This is a genomic window from Brevibacillus fluminis, from assembly GCF_052072235.1.
GTDB lineage: Bacteria > Bacillota > Bacilli > Brevibacillales > Brevibacillaceae > Brevibacillus_D > Brevibacillus_D fluminis_A.
Genome location: NZ_CM125436.1, coordinates 1,445,683 through 1,468,762 on the forward strand (window position 1 = coordinate 1,445,683; position 23,080 = coordinate 1,468,762).

Below are 23,080 nucleotides of genomic sequence, written 5' to 3' on the forward strand. Positions count from 1 at the left end.
AATATGCTCAAATTGTATCGTAATACAATACTTTGTACCGCATTATGGTACACTTGATTATGGCGAATGGTTTTCATCAGACAGAGGATCGACAATTGAAACCGCTTCTTCGGTACAAAAAAGGAGGCTTGAAGCGATGCGAAAAGTCGAGTTTGATCATGCCCGCGCGTATCACCCGCCCAAGCATTTCGGCATGACCGCACTGAAGCTGCATGGCAGAGAGGAGACGGGCACACAGTCGTTCTGGGTCGGGCTGTCCCATTTTTTGCCTGGGGGAGGGGCCGAGTACGACTACGAGGAGTCCCCCACCGAAAAAGTGTACGTGGTGCTGGCGGGGGAGCTAACGGTGAAAACCAAAAGCGAAACGGTCGTGCTGCGAGAGTGGGATTCACTTTGTTTAGCGCCAAACGAGGGCAGAGAGGTCATCAATGCGACCAACCGCCCGGCGAGCATGCTGGTCATCGTCAATTATGGCGGGTAGCGGAACCAACCAAGGAGGAGGAGCGAATTGCTGGAAATGAGAGAAGCTGCAGCGGGGATGTTTGATTTGACGGGCCGTGTCGCGATCGTCACGGGAGGCGCCGGAGCGCTTGGCCGCGACATCGCGCTGGGATTGGCTGCGTTCGGCGCTGATGTGGTTGTGACGGGACGCACGATCGCGACCTTGGAGAAAACGGTCGGGGAAATCGAAAAGCTGGGGCGGTCGGCTTTGGCGGTCGCATGCGATGTGAGCAGAAAGGATGATGTGGAGGCATTGGTACAAAACACGGTGCAGCGATTCGGCAAGATCGATCTGCTCGTCACAGCGGCCGGCATCGCCAAGCGTTTTCCGGCGGAGGATTTTCCCATCGAAGCGTTCGAGCAGCTGATGGACATCAATGTGAAAGGGACGTTTTTGTGCTGCCAGGCGGTCGGCAACGTCATGAAGGAGCAAGGGCATGGAAAAATCATTACGGTCTCCTCGGTGCGCGCATTCGCCGGGCATCCGGGCGGCTATGCGGGCTACGGGACCAGCAAGGGAGCGGTCAATCTGCTGACCAAGCAGCTGGCGACCGAATGGGCCAAATACAACATCAACGTCAATGCCGTGGCGCCGACGATTTTCTGGACGCCGCTCACGCAAGAGGTGCTCGAGGATGAGCAGCTGAAGCAGACGTTTCTGTCGCGGATTCCGATGGGGCGCGCGGCCAAAACCGACGATTTGATCGGCAGCATCATCTTTCTCGGCTCAGCGGCTTCCGACTTCATCACCGGCCAAGTCCTGTACGTGGACGGCGGCTGTACGGCAGGGTGACGGGAGGGCGTTTTGATGAGAAAGCGTATCGCCTTGATCGGATCAGGCATGATGGGGACTGGAATTGCGCAAATATTCGCACAACATTCGTTTGATGTGACCATTTTTGCCGCAGAGGATGCGGATGCGCAGATTATGGGGCGCATTCAGGCGAATCTGCTGGTTCTCCAGGAAGGCGCCGTCATTTCGGCCCAAGAAGCGGAAGACGCTCTCGCCCGCATTACGATCGCACGAGACTTGCCTGCTGCCGTTGATGGGCAGGAATTCGTGATCGAATGCGCCCCGGAAAACATGGAGCTGAAGCAGCAGCTGTTTGCCACACTCGATGAGCTTTGCGATCCGTCTGCCATTTTGGCCACCAACACGTCGGTGATGAGCATTACCCAAATCGCCGGCAGAGCCAAGCGCAGGGAACGAATCGTCGGCACCCATTTTTGGAATCCGCCGTTTCTGATTCCGCTGGTGGAAGTCATCCGGGCAGCGGACACTGCAGAGGATGTGATGCAGCGGACGATCGGGCTGCTGAGGGCAGTGGGCAAGCATCCGGTTCGGGTGAACAAGGATGAACCCGGCTTTGTCGCGAACCGCTTGCAGCACGCGCTTTGGCGGGAGGCGATCTCGATCGTGGAGCGGGGAATCGCCGATGCCGCTACGGTGGATGAATGCATCCGCTACGGTTTTGGCTTGCGTTTGCCCGTGCTTGGCCCATTGGAAAATGCGGATATGGTCGGAACCGATCTGACGCTCGCGATTCATTCCTATTTGCTGGCTCATTTGGAGAACAGCACGGAGCCGTCCCGCCTGCTCGTGGAAAAGGTGGAAAGCGGGGAACTGGGCTTCAAGGCAGGCAAAGGCTTTTTTGACTGGACGCCCGATCAGGCGGAGCAATCCCGTCAGCGGCTGATTCAGCATTTGATCAACACAAAATAACCGATTGATTGTACACACCAAACCATTTTGGAGGGATTTTTCATGGGAAAATTGAAGCTCGTCGATCTCAGCCATCCGTTCGGAGACAAGGCTCCGCTATGGCCGTATTTTGAGGATGTCAAAATCGAGCGCGTCCATTACCACGCCAAATCGGGCGTTCTGTCGCAGCGCGTGACCACCGTCATGCACTGCACTACGCATGCGGATTCGCCCGCGCATGTGGTAGAAGGGCTGGCATACACGCATGAGATACCGTTGGAAAACTATTATGGCACAGGCGTCGTCGTGGACATCCCCAAAGGGAAGTGGGAAAAGATTACGGCCGAGGATCTGGCGAATGCGACACCGGTTATCCAGGAAGGCGACATCGTGATCATCCATACAGGCTGGCACAAATATTGGGGCGACAACCGCAAGTATTTCGCCTATTCGCCGGGACTGACCCGGGAGGCTGCAGAATGGCTGCGCGATAAAAAAGTAAAAGCGGTCGGCGTGGACCAGCAAGCATTGGATCATCCGCTGTCCACTGCGATCGCCCCGCATGGCCCGGGCCCGCTGATTCCCGAATTGGTCGAGGAATACAAGGCCGAGACAGGGCGGGACATTTTGCAAGATTTTCCGGAATGGGAGCCCGCCCATCGCGTCCTGCTCAGCAACGGCATCATGGGCTGGGAAAATGTCGGGGGAGACATCGAAATGGTAGTAGGCAAGCGAGTGACGATTTCCGGCTTTCCGATCCGCTGGTATATGGGCGACGGTTCGATCGTGCGCCTCGTAGCGTTCATCGATGAGGATGAGGCCAATCCGGTTGCGCCGCGCGTGTACAAATACGGCACATCGTGATCATGGCAAGTAACCACACATCGGAAAGGGGAGAGATTCGCGATGGAAGACAAAGTGATCGTGACGGTAGCCACGACCGGAGCGTGGCCGAACAAACAGGACACGCCGCATATCCCGTTGCAGCCGGAGGAAATCGCTGACGAAGTCTATGCGTGCTACAAGGCAGGGGCTGCGATCGCCCACATTCATGTCCGGGATGATGCGGGACAGGCGTCCATGAGTTTTGAAAAATTCGAGCGCACCGTCCGGCTGATCCGGGAACGCTGCGACATCGTCCTGAACTTGACGACCTCCGGCGGGCTCGGCCTGACAGATGAAGAGCGCATGAAACCATTCATCGAATTGAAGCCGGAGCTGGCTTCCTATGACTGCGGCTCGATGAACTGGGCCCACTCCACCGTTTTTCTCAACACGCCTCCGTTTTTGGAAAAGCTGGGCCACGCGATGCGGGAGAACGGGGTGAAGCCGGAAATCGAAATTTTCGACGCGGGCATGGTATACAATGCGCTGCACTATTTGAAGAAAGGCGTGCTGGACGCACCGCCCCATTTCCAGTTCGTACTGGGCGCACCGGGCGGCATCGCGGCCACTGTCGAAAATCTGGTGTTTTTAAAAGGGCTCCTGCCTGCCGATGCGACGTGGAGCGCATTCGGCATCGGACGCATGCATCTGCCGATCTTGTACGCCACGCTGGCGATGGGTGGACATGTACGGGTAGGTATGGAAGACAACATCTATTATTCGCGCGGCGTGCTGGCGGAGTCCAACGCTGCGTTCGTGGCGCGGACAAAGCGGACCGTGGCGGAATTGGGCAAGGAGCTTGCCAGTCCCGATGAGGCGAGAACCATGCTCGGGCTGCGTACAAACAACGTGCGGGTGTAATGATTCGATTGCACAGAGGAGGAGCGCGAATCCCTCCTCTTGCAGCGAACGTTTCGTAAGCGCTACCAAAACTGGGGGAGGATGCGATGGGCAACAAAACTCGACGTGCAAAAACAAAGAAACAAATGGTGGTAGTCCTGCTTTGCACCGCGCTGCTCGTATTCCTGGCAGCCTGCTCGGCCGGCCGTTCAGCGCCGACAGAGATTGTCCTTGGTGCCTCGATTCCGCAGACCGGCTCGCTGGCTTCCTTTGGCGTCTATGAGAAATGGGGGTACCAAAAGGCGGTGGATGAAATCAATCAGGACGGCGGGCTGTTCCTCCAAGCCTATGACAAGAAGCTGCCGGTCAAGCTCGTCTTGTATGACGATCAAAGCAAGCCGGAGCAGGTGACCCAAAACGTGCAGCGGTTGATTCTCGACGACCGTGTGCATGGCTTGCTCGGCTCCGCCACCCCGCCGCTCGTTCTGCCCGGCGCGACCGTGGCCGAGCGCGAAAAAGTACCGATGGTGACGGGGATCGTGCCTGTCCGCTCGTTCATCGGCGCCAATCCGAACTGGAAGTATGTGTGGGACCTCTTTTTCGACGAGGTGGAGATGACCGACAAGCAGTTTCTCGCCGCCGACAGGCTCCAGACCAACAAAAAAGTCGCCTTGTTCACAGACAATGAACCCGATGGCGTCGTGATGGGGAAGCTGTGGCAGGAAAAAGCGCAAACATTCGGCTACCAGATTGCTGCCCAGGCCAGCTTTCCCGTCGGCACCACGGATTTCGGCGATATGATCCGCAAGGCGAAGGAAGCCCAGGCCGAGGTCGTGATCGCGCAAATGCTGCCGCCCGACGCGATTTCGCTTGTCAAGCAGATGAAGACGCTCGACTACAAGCCGAAAGCGGTCTTCCTCGAAAAAGGCGCGGAGCCTGTGCAATTCGCCAACGTGCTCGGCGAAGCTGCGACCGGCATCATGGTATCGGGATACTGGCATCCGAGCTTGTCGTATCCGGGGGCCGAGACGTTAAAAGGCTCGTTTGAAAAAGAGACAGGCGAGACATACAGCCAGCATATCGCAGACACTTATTCCGCCGCACAGATTTTGCTGGACGCGATCAAGGCAGCAGGGACGCTCGACCCGGTTTCGATCAACGAGGCCATCGGGAAAACCGACAAAACATATGTGGTCGGCCCGATTGATTTTACCAAAGGACCCGGCGGTCATGCTTCCGTCCTGCCAACGTTCATGCTGCAATGGCAGGAGGGGCAAATCCAGATCGTGTACCCTGACTCCCAGAAGACAGGGACCATGCTCGGTTCATCATGATGCACCAGAAAGGGGTGGGACATATGGCTTCTTCCATCATTTTGGCGGGAGGGCTGAACGGACTTTTGCTGGGAGGTCTCTATGCGGTCGCCGCGCTCGGCTTGTCACTGGTATTCGGGGTCATGCGCCAGATCAACGTCGCCCACGGTGAACTGCTCGTACTGTCCGCGTACTTGAATGTCAGTGTGATCCAATGGCTCGGTTGGGACCCGCTGCTCGCGGTGGTCGTCGTCGCTCCGGCATTGTTTGTCATCGGCTATGGAATCCAGCGGTTTCTGATTAATCCCGTTACGTCAATGGGGGATGATCCGCCGTTGTTGACCGCGTTCGGTCTCTCCATTTTGCTGCAAAACGCGTTCATTCTCGTATGGAGCGCCGATTCACGCACGCTGGCAAGCTCTTATGCCCTGAAAGGAATCGAATGGTTTGGCCTGCAAATCCCGCTCGTTTACCTGATCTCCTTTTTTCTCGCGCTCATCATTCTCCTTGCGTTTCATTGGTGGCTCAAGACGAGCATGACGGGAAAAGCCATCCGCGCGGCCTCGCTTGATCCGACGACCGCGCAGACATTGGGGATGAATCCGCAGAAGCTGTATGCCATCACATACGGCATCGCGGCAGCCATCTGCGCCGTCGGCGGCTCGCTGATCGGCATGACGTTCTCCATCGTGCCGACATCCGGACTCAATTGGCTTTTGAAAGGATTCGTCGTCGTCATTTTGGGCGGGCTGGGCAGCATGAACGGGACGCTTCTCGCCGCGTTTCTGCTCGGCATGATGGAAGGGGTCGGCGGCTCGTTCGTCGGTACCGGGTATCGCGAGATGATCGGGTATATTCTCTTTTTGCTCGTGCTGCTGATTCGGCCTTCCGGGCTTGCGGGGAGGAACTATGCGTAGCCAACCAATCGTGCTGCAAGATGTAAAACGAACGATCGGTCCGCTCACGGTCGCGGGCGTCCTTCTCGGCATAGTGCTCATGGCGATCCCGTTCTTTGCCTCCCGCTATGCCGTCTCGATCTGCTTTTCGCTATATGTGTCCATTGCGCTGGCGCAAAGCTGGAATCTCGTCAGCGGCTATACAGGGCTGGTTTCTCTCGGGCATGCGGCGTTTTTTGGCATCGGCGCCTATGCGACAGGGCTGTTGATGACCAAGGCGAATCTCCCCTTCCTGCCAGCTGTGCTTGGCGGAGGGTTGGCCAGCGTGCTGTTTGCGGTGGCGATCGCTTCGCCGATGTTCCGCTTTCGCGGCTTTTATTTCTCCATCGGCACGATGGTGCTCGCGGAGGCGCTGCGCATCTGGATGGTCAACTGGTCGTTTACCGGCGGGGCGCAAGGGATCAACGTGCCTTTGGCAGACTGGCTGGATGCGACGGCTTTCTATTATTTGGCGCTCGCCTTGGCAGTCGCGTCGACGCTCTTCATCGTCGTGATTTTGCGCACCCGATTGGGGCTTGGCTTGCGGGCCATCCGCGACAATGAAAAATCGGCGCGCAACAGCGGGGTCAACATTTTTCGGACCAAACTGATCGCGTTTACCGTCGCTGCGCTCCTCGCCGGACTGGCGGGAGGCTTGCAGGCCGAATACATGGGCAGCATCGAGCCGTACTCGACCTTTTCCATGCAGTGGACGATCAGTGCGCTCACCATCGTGATTATCGGCGGGATCGGCACGATTACAGGCCCGATCATCGGGGCGATCTGCCTGACGCTGCTCAACCTGCTGCTGGTGTCGTACGGGGCTGTCGACCTGGTCATCATGGGGCTGCTCCTGATCGTCATCATCCGGTTCCTGCCCGGCGGCATCTGGAGCGGGATGGTTCAGGCTTACAAGGCGATAATCCGAAAACAGTCGGAACGTGGCGCTGGCCGTACGCAATGAGACAGGGATCATCAAGGGAGGGATCGACATGCTGCTTGCACTGCGGAATGTCAAAAAAAGCTTTGGGGCGGTTACAGCGGTGAAAGATGTCTCGCTGTCGATGCGGCAGGGCGAGGTTTTGGGCATCATGGGGCCGAATGGCGCAGGGAAAACAACGCTGTTTAACCTGATCATGCAGGAGATGAAAATCGATTCAGGCAGCATCGAATTTTTACAGAAGCCGTTGATGGGTGCCGCTCCCGACCAGGTTACGAGGATGGGGATCGGCAGAACCTACCAGATTCCGCAGCCGTTTCGCCAGATGACCGTTTTGGAAAATGTCATGGTCGGCGAGCTGTTTCGCAGCAAGGGAGGCACGGTCGCCGAGGCGCGGGAGAACGCGATGATCATCCTTGAAAAAGTCGGGATGCGCAGTCGGGCGGAAGTGAAGGCGTCCGCGCTTGGCCTGCTGGAATTGAAGCGTCTGGAATTGGCGAGGGCCTTATCCACCCGCCCGCAGTTGCTGCTTCTCGATGAAATCGCCGGCGGCTTGGTGGACAGCGAGGTGGAGGTGCTGAAGGAAATTTTGCTTGGGTTGAAAGCCGAAGGGCTTTCCATGCTGATGATCGAGCACGTTCTCGCTTTATTGTTTGAATTATCCGACCGCTTGCTGGTGGTTCATTTTGGCGAGAGCATCGTGGAAGGAGAGCCGCAGGCGGTGATCAACAATCCTCAGGTGGTAGAAGCTTATTTGGGCAGCACCGAATGGAAAGAAGAGCCGGCGATCGAGGTGGCACAGGTGCCGTGCGAACCGATTCGTGCCAAAGCGCCTCCGTTGTTGACGGTGGATCGGATCAGCGCTTCCTATGGAGAGTTCCAGGCGCTGTTCGAGGTGGAGCTGGATATTGCCGAGCGGGAAATCGTCGGCTTGATCGGCTTGAATGGAGCTGGAAAAACGACGTTGATCCGGGCTCTCACCAGACTTCTTCCAATCACGAAAGGCAGCGTCCATTTCAAAGGCCAGCGGCTGGATGAGGTGAAGCCGCATGAGGTGGTGGAGCTGGGTATCGCGCAATCGATTGAAGGGCGGAAGATTTTTCCGGAGCTGACCGTTTTGGAAAATCTCCAGCTTGGCGCGTATTCGGCACGGGCGCGAGCCAATCGAAAGGAATCGCTGGATCGCGTGTTCTCGCTTTTCCCGATTTTGGCGGAGCGCAAGCATCAGCTGGGGACCACGATGTCCGGCGGCCAGCAGCAGATGCTTGCGATCGGGCGGGCGCTGATGGCGATGCCTGAGCTGTTGATTTGCGATGAAATCTCGCTTGGACTGGCGCCGATCGTGATCGATCAGCTGTATGACGCGATCAGGGAAATCAATCGGCAGGGGACGGCGATTCTTTTGGTGGAGCAAAGCGTCGAGCGGGCATTGCGGACGGTTGATCGCGCGTTCGTCATCGAGAGCGGGCGCATCGTTCTTTCCGGATCTGCCCGGGAGCTGAAAAATCAGCCTGAATTCATCAACCGGTATTTCGGTGTTGCCACCCATCCGTGACAGCCGCAATTGTATGTCGCAACAACCATAAAGGAGGACGCGATGAAAAAAGAGCTTACCTTCCACGAGCAAATGAAGCCGTATGCCAGATTTTTTTCTCAACCGATGGCTCCCGTTCCCACAACGATTCTGGAGCAGCTGGGCGAAGGTCCGATCGATCCGGCCAAGGCGCTTTCGATCGGGCAAAAAAACGAATTGCTACAACCAGGGTATTTGCCTGCCGAGGTGGGGTATTGCCTGATGCCAGACGGCAGCGCGTTCGTCGCGATGCTGACCAAGATGCCGGGCGTCACGTTGGATATGTTCAACTGGTGGTTCGTGTGGCACGGTTTGGAGGGTCTCCGCTATAAAATCTGGAATCCGGAGGAGCATTACGATGTTCATGTGGCCCGCGAGGATTTACCGCGCCGGCTCGATCCGACTCTCGATTTGCGCGAGCGGAACTGGGGGACGACGGACATTGTCTATGAAGACGTCGGTACGGGGGCCATGGAATTGTACATTTCGTTTCTTTCGCCACAAGAGGCAGGCTATGACACGGAAGCGTTTGCTCACACTCGCGGAATCACTGCTGTCAGCGCCAACCTTGGTATGACGGAGCCAAGGACACCTCTGGTCACCTTCACGCATTTTGCCAGGGAAACGGCGGAAGGGATCGAACTGCGAAGCCGATTCTGGCTCGGCTGGAACATGCAGGAAGGCAAGCCCGTGCAGATCGCTGCGGACGTCCCGATCGCGCTTGCCAAAGGATTGGCCTACCATTGCGCAAAAGAGTTTACCAATCTTGCAGCGATATTGCCTCATGTTTATGCCGAAAATGCAGCGATCCCTGACAAGCTGGAAGACTATGATGCCTAGTGACGGAAAGGGGGGAAGAGCATGCGGTTGCAGATCAAGGAGGAGTACGAGGGCCGTCCCGCTGCATCAAAAAGCGCCGGATTCGGTCGTCGCGGTTGGGGACTGATCTTGTTTTCCCTGGTGATGTATTACAATTTCGCTGCATGGACAACCGACGGGCTCAATCTGTTTACAGAAGGCTTCGGTACATTGCATGGTTGGGATCCAGCCGAGCTGCTTGCCTATTCGACGCCGAGCGGCTGGTTAGGGATCATCGGCGGATTTGTTTTTGGCCAGCTGGTGATGAGTAAAGGCGTGCGGTTTTCGGCGGTGGCAGCCTTGGTGATGGGCGGTATCGCAACGATCTGGTTTGGCCGCGTCGAATCGGTGTTTTCCTATGCGATCGCGATCATGCTGATGAGCTTTTTTGCGACAGGCTACGGATTCGTTGTGCCTGGTACGTTGATCAACAACTGGTTTCCGCAGAAAAAAGGGATGGCGCTCGGCTGGGCGACGATGGGCATGCCGCTTTGTACCGCCACGTTCGTTCCGCTTATGGTGTTTTTGTTTGAGCGATATGGGCTGCCGAACACGATGGCAATCATGGGAGGTACGATGGTCTTGCTCGCGCTTCTCGCGTTGTTTTGGATCAAGGAGACGCCGGAGGAAGCTGGAGTTTATCCGGATAACGATCCGTCTTCCACGCACGTGCAGACGGATCGCGCCGAACGTGAGGCGTATGTCAGCCCGTTTACGCTGAAAGTGCTTGTGAAGGACAAAAATATGTGGCTGATTTCGCTTGGCTTCGGCTGTCTGTGGATGGTTACGGTAGGGATCGTCAGCCAGCTGATCCCGCGGCTTCTTTCCATCGGATACGATCTCGATTCAGCCATCCTCATGCTGTCGAGCGCGGCGGTCTGTGCTTTACCGGGCAGTCTCTTTTGGGGCTGGCTCGACCAGCGCAAAGGCACAAGGATCGCCGGAATGGTGTATGCCATCATGTATATCGCGACCCTCATCTTGCTGATCGTTCAGGGCGGAACCGTGCTGACATTCTTGACGGTGCTTATGGTCGGCATTGGCTTGGGCGGAATCAAAAATCTGATTCCTTCCATGGTTGGATCGATCTATGGTCGCTATGACTTTCCGGCGGCAAATCGCCTGATCACGCCGATCGCCTCGCTGGTGCGGGTGTGCGCGTTTGCGCTTATCGCTGTTGGGCTGAAAATAACAGGCAGCTATACCGGCGCCTATTTGATTTTTATCGCCATCGATTTGCTCGGATTATTTCTCATCAGCCGCATTGCGAAAACGGGTAACGAATCAGAATAAGAGAAGCCGCTCGGCTAAAGAAGACTGCCCGATTCGGCGGTCTTTTTTTGTTGGCAAACCTCACGTCATATGCGACGATCGCCCACATGTGGTTTAATAGAAAAAACATCGCAACGAAAGCGGCGGCAAGCGAATCGCCCAATGCCGCATGATCGAGGTGCACAGATGAAGACACTCATAGTAGGCGCGGGAGCAATGGCTTCCCTCTTTGGCGCCGCATTAACCCAAGCGGGAGCCGACGTAACCTTGTTTAACCATCGGGCGAATGAGCACACCCGCATGATCAACGAAAAAGGGCTACAGCTGATCGAGCGGGAGCAAAAGCCCGTCACAGTCAAGCTCCCGGTGATTACCGATCCCGCGGAACTGGCCGGCGGCTACGACTTGGTCATCTGTTTGGTCAAATCATTCGCAACCGCAAGCGTGCTGAACAAAATCATGCCCATCGTGACGCCAACGACGATGATGCTCACGCTGCAAAACGGCATCGGCAATGCCGAGGTGCTTGAAACATTTGTGCCAAAGGAACAAGTCCTTGTGGGCGGTACCGTCTCCGGTGCAGGAATTATCGAGCCTGGGCTGATCGCCCGGCGCGGATGGGGGAAAACGTTCATCGGCTCGGCCATCGCCGGCACAAACGAGCAGAAGCTTGAGGCAATCGCATCCTGGTTCACGCGCAGCGGGCTTGCGTGCGAGGTCGTTTCGGACGTGATGGCGGTGATCTGGAGCAAGCTTTTGGTCAATGTCGCTTACAACGGTCTTACAGCGGTTACCCGACTGACCAATGGAGATGCGGTCCGTTCCGCCCACGGACAGGCAATCGCGCGCCAATTAATCGAGGAGGCGGTGCAGGTGGCGAACGCGCAGGGCATTCGGCTTTTGTACGAAAATCCGGTCGAAGAGCTGATTCGCCTGGGGATCGAAGAGATCGCGGCGAACAAGTCGTCGATGCTCACCGATGTTTTGTTCCAGCGACGGACAGAGATCGAGTCGATCAATGGCGCGATCGTGCAAATGGGGAAACGCTTTTCCATCGCGACCCCCTATAACGAAATGATCACGCAGCTGGTAAAAGTCATTGAGGAAAGCTACCCGCTGTCGGTGACACACATTTGATCGTAGCTGCCGGGCACGGTGCGAAAAAAAGGCTCCGACAAGGGGAGTGCGGTTCTGCTAAGTCACAGGCGGCTTGCTTTACAATAAAGAGGACATCATCGGAGGACAACGGATTGGAATGGTTTGACGATTTTGATTGGAAAATCTGCTTTCCCGAGCAGCGCATTTACCTCATGCGCCAGCATAACTGGGCGTTTGCCGCATGGGAGATCGAGCGGCTGAAAGGGGCGCTGGACGCTCGCTCGCTCTTGGTCCATGTGGATGCCCATCTGGATGATACACCGGATGGCGTGTTTGTGCCGGGACTGAAGGAAGCGGCAAGCGTGGAGCAATTGTTGGCGGTCGCACAGGGGCACGATTACGCGAGCGGCCAGGTTTGCCCGCCCGATGCCATGCAGATCGACAATTTCATTTGGGCAGCGGTGGCGCGGGGTACGATCGGCGAGACCATTTTTGTCTCCCATCAAGAGGAGGACGTACTGTCGCTTGCCCAAATTCGCCAGGAAGCGAAGCAAAAGCGCAATGAAAACTGCCAACGCATCATCTCCATGCTGCCTTTCGACTGTGCTTATACGGATGAGCGGTTTTGGGATATTGAATCGTTCCTCGACGGATTTGACCGGGAGCGGTTGCACCGCGGGCGGACGGTGATCCTTGATCTCGACCTGGATTATTTCAATGTGTCGCGTGGCGAGGAAGCGCAGCTTTTGCCGGATGCCCAGGTGCGCGACTATCTAAAAGCGCTGCGGGAGCTTTTTCCGTGGGATGCGATAACCGTCGCGATCTCGCCCGAGTATTGCGGAGGGAAGCAACAGGCCGCTCATTTGCTTGGACTGTTTTTGGAATCGTTCAGCCTTTCTCTAGCAGAGGGGCAGAAATGGTAGAAATCGCTTTTTTCGCTCAATAAATCAGCGGCAGTCCAGGACTTAACTTTTCTTTGTCCATGGCTGCCGCTATTATTCTCAATGAACACTATACTGCGACATCAATCAAGCGGTACTACAAAATCAAGCTTTCCAAATCACGGGCCGCCCTCGTGATGAGTTCGTAACCGTCTTTTGTGACAATGACCGTGTCAGAGTGGCGGAATCCGCCTAATCCCGGAACGTAAAATCCAGGTTCGACGGTAAAGACCATTCCTTCTTCTAAAAGTGCTTTCTCGTCAAAACGGAAGAAGGGAGGTTCGTGAATATCCAAACCCATGCTGTGTCCGGTTCTGTGGATCGCGTAGTCACCGAAGCCGGCTTTCTGTATGACGGAGCGGGCTGCGAGGTCTACCTCACACATCGGGACACCAGCTTTAATGGTATCAAATGCAGCCTGTTGGGCCGCGAGCATGACGGAGAAAGCGTTCTTTTGCCTGTCGCTGGCTTCCCCGACAAAGCAAGTCCGCTCGCATTCTGCGATATACCCGTTCAACACAACGTGACGGGTATGGATCAGGATGTCTCCTCTTTCCAGCTTTCTCGTATTGGAAAACACGTGCGGCATGAGAGTTCGCTCGATACCGGAAGGCGTCAGCGCATTGACGCCAACGATCGTATCGGGATAGAGGCGAGAGGCTTCCTCGAATGCAGCCTTGTGTCCCTGTTGGTCAATTTCCAGTTCGGTCACGCCAGGGCGTACCGCCTCCAGCGAGGCGCGGACTGCCAGACTGACCATTTCTCCGGCAGAGCGCAACAGAGCCAATTCTTCCGCATCTTTTACGACGCGACAGTTCAAAAGGTCCCGGGAGACATCGACCAGTTCCCAACCTGCCGCCAGTAAAGCCTTTTCAAGCTCCATCGATACGGCGTTGAATTCGACCCCCACTTTTCCAGGTTGCACGTTTGTCTGCATGTATGCCAGTAGGGATGTCACCGGATTCGTTCCCAGATGCGCCTGCTCAGGATGCTCGTAATACACGATGACGCGATCCACTTGGGCGGCGTGTCGGGCATGTGCTTCTTCCAGTCCTGGCACAATAAAGGCGCTTTCGTTTTGCGTGAGGATATAAAAGAGAGGGCGAGAATAGATGATCGCTTTATAGCCGCTTACATAATACTGGTTGTTGGGCGAAGAGAGCATGATCGCTTTCAAATCATGTTTTCCCATGAGTTTTTGCATCATTTCCATTCGTTTTGAGCGAGTCATTTTCATTCCTCCTAAAATGTTGTTTCGACTATTTCTTACTTGGAGTGGAGATGTGGGGCGGGCGCCAACAGCTTTTTGGACGTTCCGAGGAGCAGTCCCATGGCAAGTGACAGCAGATTTCCCACGATTAAGTAACAGAAGGCGATCGTGTACGAACCATGAAATGCTTGGATCAAGGCTCCCATGATAGCAGGCGTGAAGAAAGAGGCGAGATTTGCTCCTGTGTTCAGCATCCCGAACGCACTGCCCATGATTTGGGAAGGCAGTTGTTTAAGCGGTATCGCCAAGATTCCCATATAAGCAATTTGAATGAAAAAGGCAGCGATGATTTGGGCTGAAATCGTTAACGCGAGAGATTCCACAGTAAACATCGCATAAATCGAGATCGCTGCGAGCAAATTGCCGAAAATGATGAGCAGTCTTTCCTGATTCACGAAAATCTTGTCCACCAGCCAACCGCCAACCAGATAGCCTGCCATGCCAGCGAGTAAAGGAATGGAGGAATACATGCCGGCGTCTAGCAAATTGATCTTGCGGACATTCATGAGGTAGGAGGGCACCCAGCTATTTAATCCCCACATCGCGGTATACAAGCCGAAAAGGGCGAGCATGGTTTTCCACATGGAAGGCGAAGAAAAGAGAGAGCGGAGGGATACTCCTTGCTCAGTTGCTGATTCTGACGGTTTAACCGGGTTTGAGCGGAGAAACAGGAAATACAAGAGCGCGATGACAACACCGAGGACTCCCAGCGAGATGTACACATTTCGCCATCCGATTTGGGTAATAAAGAATGCTCCCGCCAGACTTGCCGCGGCCCCTCCCAGGGTGATCGCCACGAGCAAGATCGACTGCGTTCGTGACCGTTTCTCCGGTGGAACATTTTCGCTCATCAATTTGGTTGCTGCACCCGGAAATGCTCCTTCCCCCACGCCAAAAAGAAAACGAATGATCAGTAGCGATGTGACAGACCAAGCCACTCCGGAAAGTCCGGCAAATAATGAAAAGACGAGGATGGTGATAATGATAGCGATTTTGGAGCCATAACGGTCTGCCAACCAGCCGCCTGGAATTTGCATGAGCGTATACCCGAGATAAAATATGCTCAGGACTACACCCACAGAAGCAGCATCCAACTGCAGTTCGTTTCCGATGGGAACGATGGCGATGTTAATGAACATGCGGTCCATGGAGGAGACAAACCAGCCCAGGAAAAGCAGTGGTAACAGCAAACCTTTTTGTTTCGATGATCTCGAGGTCAAATCGAGTCCCCCTTTTGTTTTTGTAAATCTCATCTCTTCACTGATGCAGGAAAGCTATAACCGATAGGCTCTGTCTTCATGTCTAATGCGGGATAACCCTAGTATAGAAATGTTTCTATAATTGTGGAAATATTTTAAAAAATACATTATGATACTTTGAAAGTATAAGAAGCATGGGGGGATTCCATGGAGCTGAGACATATCCGCTATTTCACGGCATTGGCAGAGGAGCTTAACTTCAGCCGTGCCGCAGAACGATTGCATATTGCCCAGCCGCCTCTCAGCAGGCAGATTCAACAGCTGGAAGAAGAGGTCGGCGTTCTTTTGTTTTATCGAAACAAGCACCGTGTGGAACTGACGAATGCGGGAAAGGCATTTTTGGAAAAGGCATATCAAATGATCGATTTGGTAAAGGAAGCTTCCGATACGGCACGCATGGCTGCAAGAGCCGAGCACGGAAAGCTCATGATCGGATTTACAGGGACGGTTGAAAGCCTTCTGCCGTTACTGTCGATCTATCGCGAAAGGTATCCCCATGTGAATATGAATTTGCAACTTATGGGAACTACCTCTCAGGTCACAGCTTTACAGGAAAAAAGAATTGATGTAGGAATTCTCACTCCGCCGGTAACCAATGAAGACATCATCGTAAAAAAATTTCTTAATCCGCCCTTTGGTGTAGTCTTGCCGGAAGATCATCCGTTGGCTGTACAAGGGAGGCCCATTGCCATCACAGATTTGGCGGAAGAATCTTTTGTCATTACCCCGCGTGCGATTGGACCAGGCTTTTATGATTCGGTCACGAAACTTTGCAATGACGCCGGTTTTTCGCCAAAAATCACCGTGGAGACGCATGACCTGCCATCCGTTTACGCCCTGGTGTCTGCAGGGATGGGCGTATCGATATCCCCTTTGTTGCGGATTCAAGTGAAAGGCGTGGTGTTTCGGGAGTTGATCGACTGCAAGGTACAATTGGAAGGCGGCATTGCGTACAGGCGGGATGAGAAGTCGGAGGTCATGCACTCATTTTTAGAAACGTTTTTGGAATATATTTCTTCTGAGTCCTTTTGAAATTTACATGCCACCGACTGGCATCATTTGGACAAATGTACGCCCAGCATATACAATAGTCTTGATTAGAGGAGGCGGAGGGCATGTACATGAAGGAGTCGCATGATTGGAAACAATCAGACAGAAGGGTAAAAGTACGCGAACGGGGCATCATCGTTGGCAAACTCCAGCCCGGCAGCAAAAATTGCATTACAGATGTAAGCGGTGTCAAAGTCGGGCATGTCACGCTGGACAAGCCGCTCGATGATGAGGGGAGTGAGTATGCGTGCACAGGTGTTACCGCCATTCTCCCGCATGAAGGCAACCTGTTCCGCGAAAAGGTGACGGCTGCAAGCTACGTGCTCAACGGATTCGGCAAAACGACCGGACTGGTCCAGGTCAATGAGCTGGGTGTGCTGGAATCGCCGATCATGCTCACCAACACGTTTTCCGTTCCGGCGGTCGTGCAAGGCGCGCTTACCTATATGCTGGAACAAAATGAGGAGATCGGCGACACGACAGGAACGATCAACATCGTGGCAGGGGAGTGCAACGACAGCCACCTCAACTCGATACGCAAATGTGCCGTAACGCCGGAGGATGCGATCGCAGCGATTCGCGCGGCTTCTTGTGAGCCGGCGGAAGAGGGGGCGGTCGGCGCTGGCAAAGGGATGGTCTGCTTCGGCTACAAAGGGGGAATCGGCACATCGTCAAGAATCGTGCCGCTCGATGGTCAACCCGGCTATACGGTTGGCGTGCTCGTGCTGAGCAATTTTGGCGGAAAAGACGAATGGTTGCTGGACAACTATTTGCCGCGCAATCGGGAAGGTGCAATCGATAAAGTAGCGGACGGTTCGATCATTTTGGTTGTGGCCACGGATGCGCCGGTGAGCGACCGGCAGCTGCTGCGCATCGCGAAGCGCGCGGGGATCGGGCTCGGCAGGACGGGCAGCCACTTCAGCCACGGCAGCGGCGATATCGTCATCGCGTTTTCCACCGCCCACAAGATTCCGCACCATGCACAGGAAGTGACGGAGTCCCGCACGCAGCTGCGCGAGGATCATCCGGTGATGAACCATCTGTTCATGGCTTCGGCAGAAGCGGCGGAGGAAGCGATCTTGAATTCGCTGTCGCAGGCAGTGACCACAACCGGACGCAATCAGCAGGTCGTTCACGCGTTTCCATTTGAATAGCATGATTCTCATCCGTCTGTTGCACACGAACAGGCGGCCAAAAGCCCGCCGGGGATTCGCTGAGCGGGCTTTTACGTGCGCAGGTAGCGATATTGCCGAAAGCCTGGGATTGACAGCAATGCCCAATTTTATGTAAGATTTTGATTAACACGAATGTCAATGTAAAAGGAGCTACTATGTCACCACGAACGAAAGAGCAAAATGAAGAAATCCGCAAGCAGCGTAGACAAGAGATTTTGCAAGCGGCGATTCTCGTGTACGCGGACAAGGGCTATGCGGCTTCGGAGATCGGTGAAATAGCGGAACGTGCCGGTCTAGCGCGCGGACTGGTATACCATTATTTCAAAAGCAAGCAGGCGCTGTTTCGCGAGCTGTATGAATACATGATGGATGCGACGCAGCAAAGGACGAAAGCTCATTTTGAGCAAAATCTTGCAGCATTCCAGCTATTCGCTGACTATGCGCGGATGGTATGCAGTCAGGTGCTGGATGCTCCGGCCATTTCGCGCTTTTATACGCGGATCAGTCTGGATGTGCATTACTTGTATGGGGCAGAAGAATTTTCCCCGTTTGAGTGGATGAAAAGCTTCATTGAGCCGATGACACAGGCAATTGAGCGGGGGATCCAGGAGCAAAGCGTGCGCAGCGGCGAACCGAGCTTGCTGGCCATGCAATTTTGGGGAGCTGTTTCACAAGGAATGCATTACTTGGAGCAACTGAAGCAGGAGCTGGCGGCAGAAGGGGCATCAGAGCGAGAGAAAGAAGAGAAGATCCAAGCGGTATTGGAGCAAGTGATCGAGTCCGCGATGGCAGTTCTTACGCCAGCGTAATTTTTTTTGGTTTTATAATTGACATTCGCGATAGTCAAAAATGTTATAGAAAGGTTGGGAGGTACACGTTGAAAACAATCGTCATTCTTTGCCATCCTACGCTTGAACGTTCGAGAGTGAATCAAACCTGGGCGAATCGATTGAAGCAAGAGAGCCGGATCACGCTCCATGATCTTTACCAGGAGTACCCGGATAAGTTGATCGATAGCAAGAGGGAGCAGGCGCTGCTGTCCGAACATGAACGGATCGTGTTCCAGTTCCCGTTGTATTGGTATAACATCCCGTCATTTTTGAAGCAATGGCAGGAGGACGTACTGGAATACGGATGGGTCACAGGGGAAGGCGGACGCATGCTGCACGGCAAAGAGATCGTGCTGGCGATATCGGTCGGTGCGCACGAAAAGGCGTATCAGGCAGGAGGGTTCAACAGCTTTTCCATCAGCGAGCTGACACGGCCGATGCAGGCGATCGCGAATTTGATCGGGATGAAGTTTTTGCCCCCCTTTCTCCTGTTTGGCGCTGCACAGGCGTCAGAGGAGGAAATCGGCCAAAGCGCAGAGGCATATGTCCAGCATATTCTCGATGAGAATCTCGACCCGAGGCTGGCACTAAGGCGGGCTATGCAAAAGCAAGCGAACTGACGGGGAAAGCGAATGGAAGAGTGTATAAGGAGCGAGTAGGCGTCAGATCGGAGCATGATCAGACGCCGTTCCTTCGTTAGAGCGAATAGTAGCGGCGAGAGATGAACGACTCAAAAAACTGGTCGGGATTATTGGAATTCAAGAGCGCGTTGTATATGCGGGGAGGCACGTCAAAATATTGTTTTTCCGTCTCGTTTTTCATCCGGATAAACATGGTCTTGGTCTCGTATTGATAAGCGGTCTCCTTGATGCAAGCGGAGTCGATCTCTTTATAATTCAGTGCGCCTGTTCGGTTCGCTTCCCAAGCAAACAGCTTTCGAAACAACTTCATCTGGTTCTTCATCCCTACTTAACGATAGATTTGTTCGACAATTACTTTGCTTATTCGACAAAAAATAGGTAATTCCTCCTAATCAAAACACCTGCAGAGAAAATGAACAAATGTACAGAAAAGTAGCGCCTTCATCACGAAGGCGCTTAAGTAGAGGGGGTATATTGGATGGTTGGTAGGTTGTAGCGTTTGGCTGCTTACAAGTACAAGTGTAAGCGGAAAATGTGAAATTAATATGTAATTGCTTTGGAAAATACGTGAGATTCCGATGTCGGTTCGATGGAAAATTCGGCGTTCACCGTTGCTTTTACCTGCAGTTGGCCGGCTTCAATCGGGGTTGCTGCTGACGCCATTTTGGCGTAGGCAACGGGTTCAGGAGGGCTCGGCGTGCCTTGCGACGTTTCGCGAATTTTTTGCGGCAGCAGATTGACCGGAGCGCCGATCGTTTGCGAAATGGTGTAGGCTTTTTGCTGGGCACTGCGGATCGCCAAAGACAATGCTTCGTTGTAGCGTGCCTCGGGATGGGCGAGCGTAAACTGGATGTTGGAAACGGAATTCGCTCCGTTCCGTACGGCCTGATCCACGATCTGTCCGACCAGTGCAATTTGCGGGATGGTGACTTGCAGCAGATGTGTGACCCGATACCCTCGCAGCAGCTGTTTGCCGTCTTGATAATCGTACACAGAATCGATCGTATACTGCACCGTTTTGATGTTTTCGTTCGGGATGCCCATTTGCAGCAGCCCGTTGATTACTGCCGTCATCGCAGCCGAATTGGCCTGCTGCGCCGCTGTGAGGTCCTTGTTTTCCGTAACGGCTCCCAATGTGACCAGCGCCAGATCCGGCTGCGCGTTTACCACTCCTTCTCCGTTGACCGAAACGGTGCCGCGTGTGGGCACATCTGCAGCGGACGACATGGAGCCGAAGTGTACAGGATGCGAATGATCGTTCATGCGTAACCCAACCTTTCCGAATGGATCGTTATCATACGAATATGACGGAATGGGCGTTGGCGTTACCGGCTTTACGGATTTTGCCGCTGGCGTCTGGACCAAAACATGGCGACCAACAGGAGCAAAAGCGGCAGCAAGATGCCGTTGATAAAGGCGTAATACGTCCAAAATGGCGAGATGATCGCTTCATAGTAGGCGTTGCTGGGGACGAAAAGCAGTGTGCAAGGGACCATCAGCACACCGAGCGGCAGGATGAGCGACCGATGATCGTCTAGCCGCAAAAGCTGGGTCACGCCAACGGTGGTCGCATAGAAGCAGACGGTCGTTTTGACGAAAATCGTGATAAACCAGATGGTGGCCAATATTGCTTCGAGACGGGTGAAGAAATGTCCGACGTCGATGCGGGTGGCCAATATGAAACCAGGAAAGACTTGCTTGGTCGTAAGCTCGGCGCCCAAAACCAAAATCGTGAGCAAGGTAAGCACGAATAAGACCAGATTACTGAGCAACGCGCCGAGGATAAACGCTTTGGTACCTTGATGCGGACGCTCGATGTGGGCGAAAATCATCAGCAGGATGGCGAGTTCCGACATGAAGCCGATTTGCTGCGCATTGCTTTTCCATAGTGTGGACAGGCCGTGCTCGAACATCGGAAACAAGTTGTCTACATTGATCTGTGGCAAGAGGGCGACGCCTAAAATGACGAGCAGAATCGTGGCCCAAGGGATAAAAATTTCCGCTGCGCGCACGAGCGGCCCAACGCCGACGCGCGCGCCTTGCATCGTGATGCACAGAAAAATAATGATAACGGCCTGGAGCGGTGTGCGCGGAATGAACTGTGTCAGCATAAAATCGCCGATCTCATACAGCATCAAGACGGTATCGATGAAAATGAACAGGATGAAGATGACGGAGACCAGCTTCCCCAGCCATTTCCCCAATAAAATCTCGCTGTATTCGATCATGGTTGCTCCTGCGAATCGGCTGCCCAGCTTTCCGAAAAGGTATGCGAAAAGGAATGAATCAATGAATCCAATTCCGGAGGCGATCCAGGCGTCTTGGCCGGAGTCGGTGGCCAGCATTTCAGGTATGTATAAAATGGAGTCGCCAATTCCGTACAGCATGACGAGAATCATGAACTGGCGGGCGTTTATCGTATGGTTTGCAAGCAGCGGGGACACCCCCTCAAGGTGAGTAAGCGGTTCGTGTTATTGTTTGCGGAATCAGGTGGAAATATGAGGTTGCGATGTCAGTGTCATAAAACATAACATGAAATAAGAAAAAAATAGAAAAGTGGGTTGAAAAACTCCAAGATAATGTTAGAATATATTACATGGATGTTCTACTCGAATGTTCCACTCCACACTTCCTTATTTGGGCCCGATGCCTTGTCGGGTCTCTTTTTTTTCTGAAACCAAACCGATATAAGTACGTATGAATATTTGTAAACTTCAGAAGCGAAAGGGAGAATGAGATGAGCGAACCGAACGTGACGAAATTGCCTTCCCGCTTTGGCGGCGGGTTCAAAACCATTGCAGCTATTATCGTGGTCATCCTGATTGCCGCTTTGTCGTTCGAATCCTTTACCATTATCCAGGCTGGAAACCGCGGAGTCGTGCTCCAGCTTGGCGCAGTCCAGGACAAAGTATTCGACGAAGGGCTGCATTTCAAAATGCCTTTTATCCAAAACGTCATCCCGATGGAAGTGCGGGTGCAAAAAGCAGAATCCAGCCAAACGTCCGCTTCGCGCGATTTGCAGACGGTTTCGACCACGATCGCCGTGAACTACCATATCGATGGGAACTTCGCTAACAAACTGTATCAGCAGGTGGGCATTGATTACGTCGGGCGGATTGTCGATCCTGCCATCGCCGAATCGCTCAAAGCGGTAACGGCGCAATATACAGCCGAGGAATTGATTTCCAAGCGCCCGGAAGTGAGCGCCAAAGTAAAGGAAGTCTTGAACCAAAAGCTGTCCGCCTATCACATTCTTCTGGATGAGATCAACATTCGCGAGTTCAACTTCAGCGATGAATACAATAAAGCGATTGAAGCCAAGCAGGTGGCTGAGCAGCAGGCGTTGAAATCCAAGCTCGATCTCGAACGGATCAAAATCGAGAAAGAACAGGAAATCACGAAAGCGCAAGCCCAGGCGGAAGCACTTCGCCTGCAGAAGCAAGAGGTAACGCCGGAGCTGATTCAGCTGAGACAAATTGAAGCGCAGCTCGAAGCGATCCGCAAATGGGACGGCAAGCTGCCGAGTGTGACAGGAGGCGCAACGCCGTTCATCAACGTTGGGCAAAAATAACATTGTTCTCCCGGCCAGTCCGAATCAAACGGGCTGGCTTTTTTTGGTATCACAGCAAATCGGCAGACAAGGCTAACATGCAGTCACACATTTGCTCGGCCGACATAAGATAATCGTAAGCAGGAGGCAAAATAGACCTGCATCAATGAAATCGCTATCAAAAGGAAAGGAAGTGCATGAAGATGTTCTGGGTCGTCTGGGCTGTCGTAGGCGTTGTGGTTTGGATTGTCATGAACACCTGGTTGACCGGCCAAAAAGACATGTGGTGGGCATCGCTGATTGCCACCCTCGTCGGTACTTGGCTGGGTGATTTCCTGTTGGGTGATTGGGCGTGGATGCTGGCTGGCTTTAATGTGATTGCAGGGATTATCGGTGGTGTCGTGTTTAACTGGCTATGGGGACTTCTGCGCAAGCAATCCAGCTAAA

General features: G+C 54.0%; 24 protein-coding genes. 19 read left to right on the plus strand and 5 right to left on the minus strand.

What is annotated here, in order from left to right; genetic code table 11:
- Nucleotides 1–136: 136 nt before the first annotated feature.
- The 13 genes from ACTID9_RS07395 (at nucleotide 137) to ACTID9_RS07455 (ending at nucleotide 12,840) form a co-directional block, all read left to right on the plus strand.
- Entirely contained in the window at nucleotides 137–481 is a 345-nt protein-coding gene (locus ACTID9_RS07395; protein WP_441070566.1) for a cupin domain-containing protein, read from the plus strand.
- A 36-nt stretch (nucleotides 482–517) separates the two neighbouring features.
- Complete coding sequence (locus ACTID9_RS07400) at nucleotides 518–1,294, plus strand: SDR family NAD(P)-dependent oxidoreductase (RefSeq protein ID WP_441072479.1); 777 nt, start codon at nucleotides 518–520, stop codon at nucleotides 1,292–1,294.
- A 15-nt stretch (nucleotides 1,295–1,309) separates the two neighbouring features.
- Nucleotides 1,310–2,224, plus strand: coding sequence for a 3-hydroxyacyl-CoA dehydrogenase family protein (locus ACTID9_RS07405; RefSeq protein WP_441070567.1), 915 nt, complete (start codon nucleotides 1,310–1,312; stop codon nucleotides 2,222–2,224).
- Between the two features lie 42 nt (nucleotides 2,225–2,266).
- On the plus strand, nucleotides 2,267–3,067 hold the full coding sequence (locus ACTID9_RS07410; RefSeq protein WP_441070568.1) for a cyclase family protein: 801 nt from the start codon (nucleotides 2,267–2,269) through the stop codon (nucleotides 3,065–3,067).
- A gap of 42 nt (nucleotides 3,068–3,109) precedes the next feature.
- Entirely contained in the window at nucleotides 3,110–3,949 is an 840-nt protein-coding gene (locus ACTID9_RS07415; RefSeq protein WP_441070569.1) for a 3-keto-5-aminohexanoate cleavage protein, read from the plus strand.
- Nucleotides 3,950–4,035: 86 nt separating this feature from the next.
- Nucleotides 4,036–5,262, plus strand: coding sequence for an amino acid ABC transporter substrate-binding protein (locus tag ACTID9_RS07420; RefSeq protein WP_441070570.1), 1,227 nt, complete (start codon nucleotides 4,036–4,038; stop codon nucleotides 5,260–5,262).
- 23 nt (nucleotides 5,263–5,285) lie between these two features.
- Nucleotides 5,286–6,158 (plus strand): branched-chain amino acid ABC transporter permease, encoded by an 873-nt coding sequence (locus ACTID9_RS07425; RefSeq protein WP_441070571.1) that lies wholly within the window; start codon nucleotides 5,286–5,288, stop codon nucleotides 6,156–6,158.
- Nucleotides 6,151–7,140 (plus strand): branched-chain amino acid ABC transporter permease, encoded by a 990-nt coding sequence (locus ACTID9_RS07430; RefSeq protein ID WP_441070572.1) that lies wholly within the window; start codon nucleotides 6,151–6,153, stop codon nucleotides 7,138–7,140. Before ACTID9_RS07425 ends, ACTID9_RS07430 begins: the two co-directional genes overlap by 8 nt.
- Before the next feature lie 28 nt (nucleotides 7,141–7,168).
- The gene (locus ACTID9_RS07435) at nucleotides 7,169–8,671 is read left to right on the plus strand and encodes an ATP-binding cassette domain-containing protein (RefSeq protein ID WP_441070573.1); all 1,503 of its coding nucleotides are present in this window, start codon (nucleotides 7,169–7,171) and stop codon (nucleotides 8,669–8,671) included.
- A 42-nt stretch (nucleotides 8,672–8,713) separates the two neighbouring features.
- A complete protein-coding gene (locus ACTID9_RS07440; protein ID WP_441070574.1) occupies nucleotides 8,714–9,529 on the plus strand; it encodes a DAPG hydrolase family protein in 816 nt (271 codons plus the stop codon).
- Nucleotides 9,530–9,550: 21 nt separating this feature from the next.
- Entirely contained in the window at nucleotides 9,551–10,840 is a 1,290-nt protein-coding gene (locus ACTID9_RS07445) for an MFS transporter (protein WP_441070575.1), read from the plus strand.
- Between the two features lie 165 nt (nucleotides 10,841–11,005).
- Complete coding sequence (locus ACTID9_RS07450; RefSeq protein ID WP_441070576.1) at nucleotides 11,006–11,956, plus strand: ketopantoate reductase family protein; 951 nt, start codon at nucleotides 11,006–11,008, stop codon at nucleotides 11,954–11,956.
- A gap of 113 nt (nucleotides 11,957–12,069) precedes the next feature.
- On the plus strand, nucleotides 12,070–12,840 hold the full coding sequence (locus tag ACTID9_RS07455) for a hypothetical protein (RefSeq protein ID WP_441070577.1): 771 nt from the start codon (nucleotides 12,070–12,072) through the stop codon (nucleotides 12,838–12,840).
- Nucleotides 12,841–12,955: 115 nt separating this feature from the next.
- Here ACTID9_RS07455 and ACTID9_RS07460 read toward each other — a convergent pair whose 3' ends face one another.
- The gene (locus ACTID9_RS07460; RefSeq protein ID WP_441070578.1) at nucleotides 12,956–14,089 is read right to left on the minus strand and encodes a M24 family metallopeptidase; all 1,134 of its coding nucleotides are present in this window, start codon (nucleotides 14,087–14,089) and stop codon (nucleotides 12,956–12,958) included.
- Between the two features lie 35 nt (nucleotides 14,090–14,124).
- Nucleotides 14,125–15,348 (minus strand): MFS transporter, encoded by a 1,224-nt coding sequence (locus ACTID9_RS07465; protein ID WP_441070579.1) that lies wholly within the window; start codon nucleotides 15,346–15,348, stop codon nucleotides 14,125–14,127.
- A 186-nt stretch (nucleotides 15,349–15,534) separates the two neighbouring features.
- Between ACTID9_RS07465 and ACTID9_RS07470 the strand changes: the two genes are divergently transcribed.
- The 4 genes from ACTID9_RS07470 (at nucleotide 15,535) to ACTID9_RS07485 (ending at nucleotide 19,062) form a co-directional block, all read left to right on the plus strand.
- A complete protein-coding gene (locus ACTID9_RS07470; protein WP_441070580.1) occupies nucleotides 15,535–16,419 on the plus strand; it encodes a LysR family transcriptional regulator in 885 nt (294 codons plus the stop codon).
- Nucleotides 16,420–16,502: 83 nt separating this feature from the next.
- Nucleotides 16,503–17,591, plus strand: coding sequence for a DmpA family aminopeptidase (locus ACTID9_RS07475; RefSeq protein WP_441070581.1), 1,089 nt, complete (start codon nucleotides 16,503–16,505; stop codon nucleotides 17,589–17,591).
- Nucleotides 17,592–17,767: 176 nt separating this feature from the next.
- Nucleotides 17,768–18,421 carry a TetR/AcrR family transcriptional regulator gene (locus tag ACTID9_RS07480; RefSeq protein ID WP_441070582.1) on the plus strand — a complete coding sequence of 218 codons (654 nt, stop codon included), beginning with the start codon at nucleotides 17,768–17,770 and terminating at the stop codon, nucleotides 18,419–18,421.
- Between the two features lie 68 nt (nucleotides 18,422–18,489).
- A complete protein-coding gene (locus tag ACTID9_RS07485; RefSeq protein ID WP_441070583.1) occupies nucleotides 18,490–19,062 on the plus strand; it encodes an NAD(P)H-dependent oxidoreductase in 573 nt (190 codons plus the stop codon).
- A 76-nt stretch (nucleotides 19,063–19,138) separates the two neighbouring features.
- Here the strand turns inward: ACTID9_RS07485 and ACTID9_RS07490 are convergent, their stop codons facing one another.
- From ACTID9_RS07490 to ACTID9_RS07500, 3 genes are all read right to left on the minus strand, one after another.
- On the minus strand, nucleotides 19,139–19,393 hold the full coding sequence (locus ACTID9_RS07490; protein ID WP_441070584.1) for a KTSC domain-containing protein: 255 nt from the start codon (nucleotides 19,391–19,393) through the stop codon (nucleotides 19,139–19,141).
- A 230-nt stretch (nucleotides 19,394–19,623) separates the two neighbouring features.
- Nucleotides 19,624–20,346, minus strand: coding sequence for an SIMPL domain-containing protein (locus ACTID9_RS07495; protein ID WP_441070585.1), 723 nt, complete (start codon nucleotides 20,344–20,346; stop codon nucleotides 19,624–19,626).
- 71 nt (nucleotides 20,347–20,417) lie between these two features.
- Entirely contained in the window at nucleotides 20,418–21,527 is a 1,110-nt protein-coding gene (locus tag ACTID9_RS07500; RefSeq protein WP_441070586.1) for a GerAB/ArcD/ProY family transporter, read from the minus strand.
- Nucleotides 21,528–21,820: 293 nt separating this feature from the next.
- On the opposite strand from ACTID9_RS07500, the gene ACTID9_RS07505 reads away from it, so the two are divergent.
- Both ACTID9_RS07505 and ACTID9_RS07510 read left to right on the plus strand, forming a co-directional pair.
- Nucleotides 21,821–22,654, plus strand: coding sequence for a prohibitin family protein (locus ACTID9_RS07505; RefSeq protein ID WP_441070587.1), 834 nt, complete (start codon nucleotides 21,821–21,823; stop codon nucleotides 22,652–22,654).
- 176 nt (nucleotides 22,655–22,830) lie between these two features.
- Entirely contained in the window at nucleotides 22,831–23,079 is a 249-nt protein-coding gene (locus tag ACTID9_RS07510; protein WP_441070588.1) for a hypothetical protein, read from the plus strand.
- The last annotated feature ends 1 nt before the right edge of the window (nucleotide 23,080 follow it).

Bases quoted from the DNA above. Each gene is read 5' to 3' on its own strand.
- ACTID9_RS07395 (WP_441070566.1), top strand. From the start codon at position 137: ATGCGAAAAGTCGAGTTTGATCATGCCCGCGCGTATCACCCGCCCAAG.
- ACTID9_RS07400 (WP_441072479.1), top strand. From the start codon at position 518: ATGAGAGAAGCTGCAGCGGGGATGTTTGATTTGACGGGCCGTGTCGCG.
- ACTID9_RS07405 (WP_441070567.1), top strand. From the start codon at position 1,310: ATGAGAAAGCGTATCGCCTTGATCGGATCAGGCATGATGGGGACTGGA.
- ACTID9_RS07410 (WP_441070568.1), top strand. From the start codon at position 2,267: ATGGGAAAATTGAAGCTCGTCGATCTCAGCCATCCGTTCGGAGACAAG.
- ACTID9_RS07415 (WP_441070569.1), top strand. From the start codon at position 3,110: ATGGAAGACAAAGTGATCGTGACGGTAGCCACGACCGGAGCGTGGCCG.
- ACTID9_RS07420 (WP_441070570.1), top strand. From the start codon at position 4,036: ATGGGCAACAAAACTCGACGTGCAAAAACAAAGAAACAAATGGTGGTA.
- ACTID9_RS07425 (WP_441070571.1), top strand. From the start codon at position 5,286: ATGGCTTCTTCCATCATTTTGGCGGGAGGGCTGAACGGACTTTTGCTG.
- ACTID9_RS07430 (WP_441070572.1), top strand. From the start codon at position 6,151: ATGCGTAGCCAACCAATCGTGCTGCAAGATGTAAAACGAACGATCGGT.
- ACTID9_RS07435 (WP_441070573.1), top strand. From the start codon at position 7,169: ATGCTGCTTGCACTGCGGAATGTCAAAAAAAGCTTTGGGGCGGTTACA.
- ACTID9_RS07440 (WP_441070574.1), top strand. From the start codon at position 8,714: ATGAAAAAAGAGCTTACCTTCCACGAGCAAATGAAGCCGTATGCCAGA.
- ACTID9_RS07445 (WP_441070575.1), top strand. From the start codon at position 9,551: ATGCGGTTGCAGATCAAGGAGGAGTACGAGGGCCGTCCCGCTGCATCA.
- ACTID9_RS07450 (WP_441070576.1), top strand. From the start codon at position 11,006: ATGAAGACACTCATAGTAGGCGCGGGAGCAATGGCTTCCCTCTTTGGC.
- ACTID9_RS07460 (WP_441070578.1), bottom strand. From the start codon at position 14,089: ATGACTCGCTCAAAACGAATGGAAATGATGCAAAAACTCATGGGAAAA.
- ACTID9_RS07470 (WP_441070580.1), top strand. From the start codon at position 15,535: ATGGAGCTGAGACATATCCGCTATTTCACGGCATTGGCAGAGGAGCTT.
- ACTID9_RS07475 (WP_441070581.1), top strand. From the start codon at position 16,503: ATGTACATGAAGGAGTCGCATGATTGGAAACAATCAGACAGAAGGGTA.
- ACTID9_RS07480 (WP_441070582.1), top strand. From the start codon at position 17,768: ATGTCACCACGAACGAAAGAGCAAAATGAAGAAATCCGCAAGCAGCGT.
- ACTID9_RS07490 (WP_441070584.1), bottom strand. From the start codon at position 19,393: ATGAAGTTGTTTCGAAAGCTGTTTGCTTGGGAAGCGAACCGAACAGGC.
- ACTID9_RS07495 (WP_441070585.1), bottom strand. From the start codon at position 20,346: ATGAACGATCATTCGCATCCTGTACACTTCGGCTCCATGTCGTCCGCT.
- ACTID9_RS07505 (WP_441070587.1), top strand. From the start codon at position 21,821: ATGAGCGAACCGAACGTGACGAAATTGCCTTCCCGCTTTGGCGGCGGG.
- ACTID9_RS07510 (WP_441070588.1), top strand. From the start codon at position 22,831: ATGAAGATGTTCTGGGTCGTCTGGGCTGTCGTAGGCGTTGTGGTTTGG.